Below are 7,381 nucleotides of genomic sequence, written 5' to 3' on the forward strand. Positions count from 1 at the left end.
GATGTGATCGAAGGCGCACGTGTTCTCCCTGGGGAAGAAATGCCCGGGGGAGAAGACGTGCGCCGCAAGGGTTGGCGATACCGAAATCAGAGGGCCGTCATCATTCGGCAGCCATTGCCCTGGCCTCCTGCAACTCCGGCTCATCGAGCTTCGTGCCGCCCATCAACCGGCCGAGGAAGTTTCCGAACCGGTCCATCTCGACGAAGATGACAGGGGTGATGAACAGCGTCAGCAACTGCGAGACGACGAGGCCGCCGACGACGGCGATGCCGAGCGGCTGGCGCAGTTCCGAGCTTGCGCCGGTGCCGAGCGCGATCGGCAGGGCGCCGAGCAGGGCACAGAAGGTCGTCATCATGATCGGCCGGAAGCGCCGCACGCAGGCCTCGTGGATCGCCGCCGTCGCCTTTTCGCCGGTTGTGCGCATGGTCTCCACCGCCACGTCGATCATCATGATCGCGTTCTTCTTGACGATGCCGATCAGCATCAGCAGGCCAATGAGGGCGATGATCGACAGATCGAAGCCCATGACCTTCAAGGCCAGCAGCGCGCCGAAGGCCGCCGCCGGCAGGCCGGAGAGAATGGTCAGCGGATGGATGAAGCTTTCATAGAGCACTCCGAGCACGACATAGATGGTCAAGACGGCCGCCAGGATCAGGTAGGGCGTATTGCCCTGCGACTGCTGGAAGATTTCCGCCGTGCCGCCATAGGAGGTGAAGACATCGGTCGGCAGGCTGATCTCCTTCTTGATCTCATCGATCGCCGCCGTCGCGTCGCTAAGCGAGACGCCCTCCGGCAGGTTGAAGGAGACGGTGGTCGAGACGAGCTGGCCCGTCTGGTTGATGGTAACAGGGCCGGTGGTGCGCTCGACATGCGCGAAATTCGAAAGCGGCACCAGGCTGCCATTCGACGAGGCGACACGGATTTCCGCCAGTTTCTGATCGTCCCAGGGTTTGCTCGTATCGTATTCGACGATGACGTCGTAGCTGTCGCCGGTCGACTGGATCTCCGCCGCGGTATATCCGCTGAAGGATTCCTGCAGCGTCGTGCGCAGCGTGTCATTGTCGATCCCGTAAGCGGCCGCCCGCTCGGTATCGATGACGATATTGGCCTGCAGGGCGTTGTTCTGGGCGTCCGAGGTGACGTCGGTGAACAGCCGGTCCTTACGCATCGCCGCCTGGATCTTGCCGGCCCAGAGGTTGGTCTGGTCGGCGCTCAGCGCCTGCACCACCAGCTGATACTGGCTGGCGGTCTGGCGGCCGCCGAACCGCAGGCTCTGGTTCGGCGTCACGAAGGCCTGCAATCCGGGAATCTTGTTGATCGCCGTGCGCAGCTCGCGCAGCGTCTGGTCGAGCGGCGGACGCTCCTTCTTGTCCTTCAGCTCGACGAACATCGAGCCGTTGTTCTGCGGCTTGTTCGGGTTGCCGCCGATCGTCGACATCACGTGGTTGACCGCCGGGTTCGCCTTGACGGCGGCTGCCGCCTGCTGCTGCAGCGCCTCCATGGCCGAGTAGGAAATATCCTGGCGGGCTTGGGTGCTGATCGTCAGGCGGCCGATATCCTCCTGCGGGAAGAAGCTCGTCGGCAGTGTCATGAAGAAGTAGATCGTCAGCGCCACCGAACCGAGAAACACGCCGAGGATCGTGACGCGATGGCGCAGGCACCAGCCGACCGCTCGGTCGTAGCCGCTGAGCGTCCGCTCGAAGCCGGCATCGAAGAGGCGGATCAAGAGCGGCGGCCGGCTGTGATTGTTGGAGAGGCGCGAACCGAGCATCGGCGTCACGGTCAGCGAGACGATGGCCGACGAGATGATGGCGATGGCGACCACCATGCCGAATTCGTTGAACACGCGGCCGACGACGCCGCCCATCAGCAGGATCGGGATGAAGACGGCGATCAGCGAAACCGACATCGAAATGATGGTGTAGCTGACTTCGCCCGCTCCCTTGATCGCCGCTTCCCGCACCGGCATGCCTTCCTCGACATGGCGCAGGATGTTTTCCAGCATGACGATGGCGTCGTCGACCACCAGCCCCACCGCGAGCGTCAGCCCGAGCAGCGAGATATTGTCGATGCTGTAGCCGAGCACATACATCATGCCGAAGGTCGAAATCAGGGACAGTGGAACGGCAAGCCCCGGAATGATCGTCGCCGTCGCATGGCCGGTGAAGAGATAGATGACCAGGACGACGAGGCCGATCGTCAGGAACAGCGTGAATTTCACGTCGGCGATGGCCGCACGGATGGGTTTTGCGGCGTCATTCATGACAACAGTCGTGACCGAAGCCGGGATTTCGGCGTGAAGCTGCGGCAGCTTGGCGTTGATGGCGTCGACGACGTCGACCGTATTGGCATCCGGCTGCCGCTGAATGGCGAGGATGATGCCGCGCTGCCCGTCATACCAGCTGCCGGTATACTGGTTCTCGACGCCGTCCTGCACATCGGCGACATCGCCGAGATGGATCGGCGCGCCGTTCGGATTGGCGATGACCAGCGAGCGGAACTGTTCGGCATTGGTGCGCTGCGTATTCGCGGTGATGGTCATGCTCTGCGCGTTGTTCTGCAGCGTGCCCACAGGCTGCTGGCTGTTGGCGGCAGAAAGCGCCTTGTTGACGGTGTCGATGCCGATGCCGCGGGTGAGCAACTTGTTGGGGTCGACCTCGACGCGCACCGCATAGGTCTGCGCCCCGAAGACGCTGACCTGGGCGACGCCCGGAAGCGTCGACAGCGACGGCGAGATGATGTCTTCGGCGATCTCGTCGAGCTTGCTGCGCGGTATGGTGTTGCTCTGCACCGAGAGCAGCATGACCGGCGCATCGGCCGGGTTAGTTTTGCGGTAGCTCGGCGGGGTCGTCAGATTGTCGGGCAGCTGCCGGGTGGCGTGCGAGATCGCCGCCTGCACGTCGGCCGCGGCCGCGTCGATATCACGGTTGAGGTCGAACTGCAGCACGATGCTGGTGCTGCCGAGCGAGCTCGAGGCGCTGATCTCGCTGATGCCGGGAATGGTCTCGAACTGCTTGATCAGCGGCGTGGCGACCGACGTCGCCATCGTCTGCGGCGAGGCGCCGCTCAGCTGCGCCGAAACGTTGATCGTCGGAAAATCGACCTGCGGCAGGGCCGCGACCGGCACGAGCCGGTAGCCGGCAAGGCCGGCCAGAATGACGCCGATGGCAAGCAGCGTCGTGGCAACCGGGCGCTGGATGCAGAAATTCGGGATCATTGCTGCGCTCCCACCGTGATCGTCTCGGACTGCTGCGGCTGCCGAGGCGCGTCGGCGGAGGCGACATTGAGCGCCTTTTCGTCGAACTCTTCGTGGATCGCCTGCTGATCGCTGAGCTGGCCCTGACCCTCGACGACGACATGGTCGCCTTCGGAAAGGCCCGATTCGATGGCGGTGAAGCCGCCATTGGCGCGGGCGACGGTGACCGGCATCAGATGCGATTTGCCGTCCTTGGCGACGAAGGCGAAGAAGCCGTCCGGGCCGGGGCTGACGGCAACCGTCGGCACCACCACCTGCTGTTCCTTGCTGTTGAAATGCACGACGATATTGACCGACTGGCCGGGCCAGAGCGCGCCGGAGGCATTCTCGAATTTCGCCTTGGCGAGGATCGTGCCGGAGGCGGTGTCGACCGTGTTGTCATAGAAGCTGATCTCGCCCTTGCGGACCTGCCCCTTGGTGGAATTGGGCGCCGTGCTGACCTCGACCGGTCCGGCTGCGAGTGCCTTCTTCAACTCGCGCAGATAACGTTCCTGCAAGTGGAATTTCACATAGATCGGATCGTACTTGGCGATGGTGACGATGGCCGCGCCGGCATTGAGGAAGGCGCCCTTGCTGACGGCGATATCGCCGAGCCGGCCGTCGAAGGGCGCGCGGATATCGGTATGCTCGAGCAGGATCTGATCGGAGGCAAGTGTTGCCTTATCCGCATCGACCGTCGCTGCGGCAGTGTCGCGGGCGGCTCTCGCCTGATCGAGGCTCTGCTGGGTGCCGGCCTTCTGGTCGAACAGATCCTGGGCGCGCACCAGCGCGGTCTCGGCCTCTGAAAGCGTCGCCGTGTCGCGCACGATCATCGCATTGTCCTTGTCGACGGCGGCCTTGGCCGTCCGGTCGTCGAGCTTGGCGATCAGGTCGCCGGCCTTGACGGTCGCCCCGTCCTGCGCCGCGATGCTGACGATCAGCCCCTGTTCCTGGGCGGCGATGGTGGTGTTGTCATCGGCGTCAGCCCAGCCGGACGCCGTCACATCCATCGGCAGCGTCGTTTTGACGGCTGCGACGGTTTTGACGACGGTCGGGCCGCCACCGCCGCGTCTGCGCCCGCCGCCCTGATGCCGTCCGCCGTCCTGGGCCTGGTCGGCCTGCGCCTGCTGACCACCGCCATTGCCGCCGGCCGGCTGCGACAGGTAGGGAATATGCGAGGCATAGGGGATCAGATTGCCGAATTGCCAGAGGCCGATGGCGGCAACGGCGATAATACTGACGGTGATCCAAAATTTCTTCATGGGGCAGAACCGGGTTGAGCAAGGGTTGCGAATTTTATGCTCCGATTGAGCCGCTTATATTGCGGCGCAAAAAAGACATAATTCCCCGGTCGCGATCACTAAGTGGTTATAACGGCTTAAAATTTTGTAATGAATATTCCGTAATACTCAAACTACACTAATATAATAGGAGTGCGTTTGACGCGGCTCCGTGGCGGCACTGCCGGCGGTCCGCGGCGCAGGCTGATGCCGTTCCCGCACGCGGATCGCTGCACGCAAAGAACGGCGGAAAAACAGAGGAGGCAGGTCGTCATGACTGAGTTGGACGCCAGCGAATTTCGCTCTCTCATCATAAGCGTGTTTCCCCAACTGACGGCCTCCGTCTTCAAGCTGGCGGCGAAGGGCTGGGATTCGATGGCGGTCGACGTCGACGACACGCTGATCTTCAAGTTTCCCCGCCATCTCGGCGCCGAAAGGGCGCTGGTGAGGGAAGCGGCCCTGCTCGACATCATCAGGCCGTCGCTGTCGATTGCGGTTCCCGACATGCGCATTCACGACGGCCCGCCGATCTTCTCCAGCCACGCCAAGCTGGAGGGCGAACACCTCATTGCCGAAGATTACGATGCGCTCGGGGAGGGCGACCGCCAGCGTCTGGCGGATGATCTCGCGCGTTTTTACGCCGAGCTGCATGCGCTCGACGCCGACCGCCTGCGCGCGGCCGGCGCAACGGCGATCCAGCCGTGGCAATCGCCGGACGTGGTACGAAAGAAGGCTTTGCCGCTGCTGCCGGCTGACATCCAGCGCTTTGCCGAGGTCGTCGTTTCGGATTTCGAATTCCTGCCGCCGGATCCCTACGGCAAGGTCTACGGCTTTTTCGACGGCCACGGATGGAACATGGCCTTCGACTTTCGGCAGGGCAGGCTCAACGGCCTTTACGATTTTGCCGATTCCGGTTTCGGGCCGTTGCACCAGGAGTTCGTCTATTCGAACTTCATCTCGCCCGATCTGACCGCGCGCATCATCTCGGCCTATGAAATCCTGACCGGCCGCCGGCTCGACCGGCGGCGCATCACGATCATGACCGGCTTCCACCGGCTTTCCGAACTCGCCGAATTTGCCGACGATCCGGGGAATGTCGAGCAGATGATCCGCAGCGCGACGAGCTGGGCTGCTCAGGCGGCGCGCGCCTGAGCAGCCTCTAGAGACTAGACGGATCGCGCCGCGCCGCCGTCGCAGCGGATGAGCGAGCCGGTGATGTAGCTTGCCGGCTGGCTGCAGAGGAAGGCGGCCGTTGCGGCAAACTCCTCCACCCGGCCGTAGCGGCCGACTGGAATGCGCGCCTCCTTGTCGGCGCGGATCTCCTCGAGGCTTTTGCCGGTGCGCTTTGCTGCGGCGCCATCGAGATCGTCGAGCCGCGCCGTCAGAATGCTGCCCGGCAGGAGCAGGTTGGTGGTGATGCCGAAGCTCGCCACTTCGGCGGCAAGCGTCTTGCTCCAGCCGGCAAGCGCCGGGCGCAGCGTATTCGACAGCGCCAGGTTGGCGATCGGCTCGATCACGCCCGATGAGGCGACCGTCAGGATGCGGCCCCAGCCCTGCGCTTTCATATCAGGCAGCAGTGCATTGGTGAGGGTGATCACGCGGGCGACCATGGAGAGGAAGTAGGTTTCGAGTTTTTCGGCCGTCATTTCCTCGGTCGTGCCGGGCGTCGGTCCGCCGGTATTGTTGACGAGGATATCGAGGCCGCCGAATTTGTCCTTCACGGCCGTCCTCGCCGTCTCGACGAAGCGCTCGTCTGCGAGGTCGGCCCAGATCCAGTCAGCCCGGCCATTGCCTTCGCTGTTGATTGCCTTGCAATTGGCCTCGAGCTGCTCGCCGCTACGCCCGCAGAGCAACACGTTTGCGCCCTCCCGCGCCAGCGCCACGCCAATGCCGAGGCCGAGCCCGCGTGAGGAGGCGAGAACGAGTGCCCTTTTGCCCTTGATGCCGAGATCCATGATATCCTCCAATGTCTTCGAGCGATGTATAAGGCGCAGGCGACGAAAAAGGAAAGGGAGGACGGTAACCCGATCGGGGTTTCCTAATTGACGTTAACGTAAGCGTTATTGTAAATCTTGGATCGGCTGAATATCATTGTGCGAATTGAGGATTGGCTGTCGCATCCCGGCTCGACAATGCTTCGTCGTTTTGACAAGACAGGGACCATGGGATGATGGCCACAGGTGGCCAAGCGGAGACGAGTGAATGAGCGAGACGACTGAGCTGCCCGAGCGCGAGAGCATGGAATTCGACGTTGTGATCGTCGGAGCAGGCCCTGCCGGGCTTGCGGCGGCGATCCGGCTGAAGCAGGTCAATCCGGAACTGTCGGTCGTCGTGCTGGAGAAGGGGGCCGAGGTTGGCGCCCATATCCTCTCGGGCGCCGTCGTCGATCCCATCGGCATCGACCGGCTGCTGCCCGGCTGGCGCGATGAGGCCGATCATCCCTTCAAGACGGAAGTCACCGCGGACCATTTCCTGCTGCTCGGCCCGGCCGGCTCGATCCGCCTGCCGAATTGCATGATGCCGCCGCTGATGAACAAGCACGGCAACTACATCGTCTCGCTCGGCAATGTCTGTCGCTGGCTGGCCGGCAAAGCCGAAGAACTCGGCGTCGAGATCTATCCGGGCTTTGCCGCAACCGAGGTGCTCTACGACGACAAGGGCGCGGTGATCGGGGTTGCCACCGGCGATATGGGCATCGAGAAGAGCGGCGAGCCGGGGCCGAACTACACCCGCGGCATGGAGCTGCGCGGCAAATACACGCTGATCGGCGAGGGCGTGCGCGGCTCGCTCGCCAAGCAGCTGATCGCCAAGTTCGACCTGCAGAAGGATCGCGAGCCGCAGAAATTCGGCATCGGCATCAAGGAGC

5 protein-coding genes are annotated in these 7,381 nt (G+C 63.3%); 2 read left to right on the forward strand and 3 right to left on the reverse strand.

The window, feature by feature from the left end; all coding sequences use genetic code 11:
* Positions 1–100 precede the first annotated feature (100 nt).
* Together CO655_RS20750 and CO655_RS20755 are read right to left on the reverse strand one after the other, a co-directional pair.
* A complete protein-coding gene (locus CO655_RS20750; protein WP_097666279.1) occupies positions 101–3,217 on the reverse strand; it encodes an efflux RND transporter permease subunit in 3,117 nt (1,038 codons plus the stop codon).
* Positions 3,214–4,497, reverse strand: coding sequence for an efflux RND transporter periplasmic adaptor subunit (locus CO655_RS20755; protein WP_097666281.1), 1,284 nt, complete (start codon positions 4,495–4,497; stop codon positions 3,214–3,216). The genes CO655_RS20750 and CO655_RS20755 overlap by 4 nt, the downstream gene beginning before the upstream one ends.
* A gap of 291 nt (positions 4,498–4,788) precedes the next feature.
* Here CO655_RS20755 and CO655_RS20760 point away from each other — a divergent pair, with 291 nt between their 5' ends.
* Positions 4,789–5,667: an aminoglycoside phosphotransferase family protein gene (locus CO655_RS20760; RefSeq protein WP_097609039.1), complete on the forward strand. Its 879-nt coding sequence runs from the start codon at positions 4,789–4,791 to the stop codon at positions 5,665–5,667.
* A 14-nt stretch (positions 5,668–5,681) separates the two neighbouring features.
* On the opposite strand, the gene CO655_RS20765 is transcribed toward CO655_RS20760, so the two are convergent.
* The gene (locus tag CO655_RS20765) at positions 5,682–6,470 is read right to left on the reverse strand and encodes an SDR family oxidoreductase (RefSeq protein ID WP_097609038.1); all 789 of its coding nucleotides are present in this window, start codon (positions 6,468–6,470) and stop codon (positions 5,682–5,684) included.
* A 247-nt stretch (positions 6,471–6,717) separates the two neighbouring features.
* On the opposite strand from CO655_RS20765, the gene CO655_RS20770 reads away from it, so the two are divergent.
* On the forward strand, positions 6,718–7,381 hold a 664-nt coding region (locus CO655_RS20770; protein ID WP_141514341.1), incomplete at its 3' end, for an NAD(P)/FAD-dependent oxidoreductase.

The organism is Rhizobium sp. M1 (assembly GCF_002531805.1).
In the GTDB taxonomy this organism is placed as follows: Bacteria; Pseudomonadota; Alphaproteobacteria; order Rhizobiales; family Rhizobiaceae; genus Rhizobium; species Rhizobium etli_C.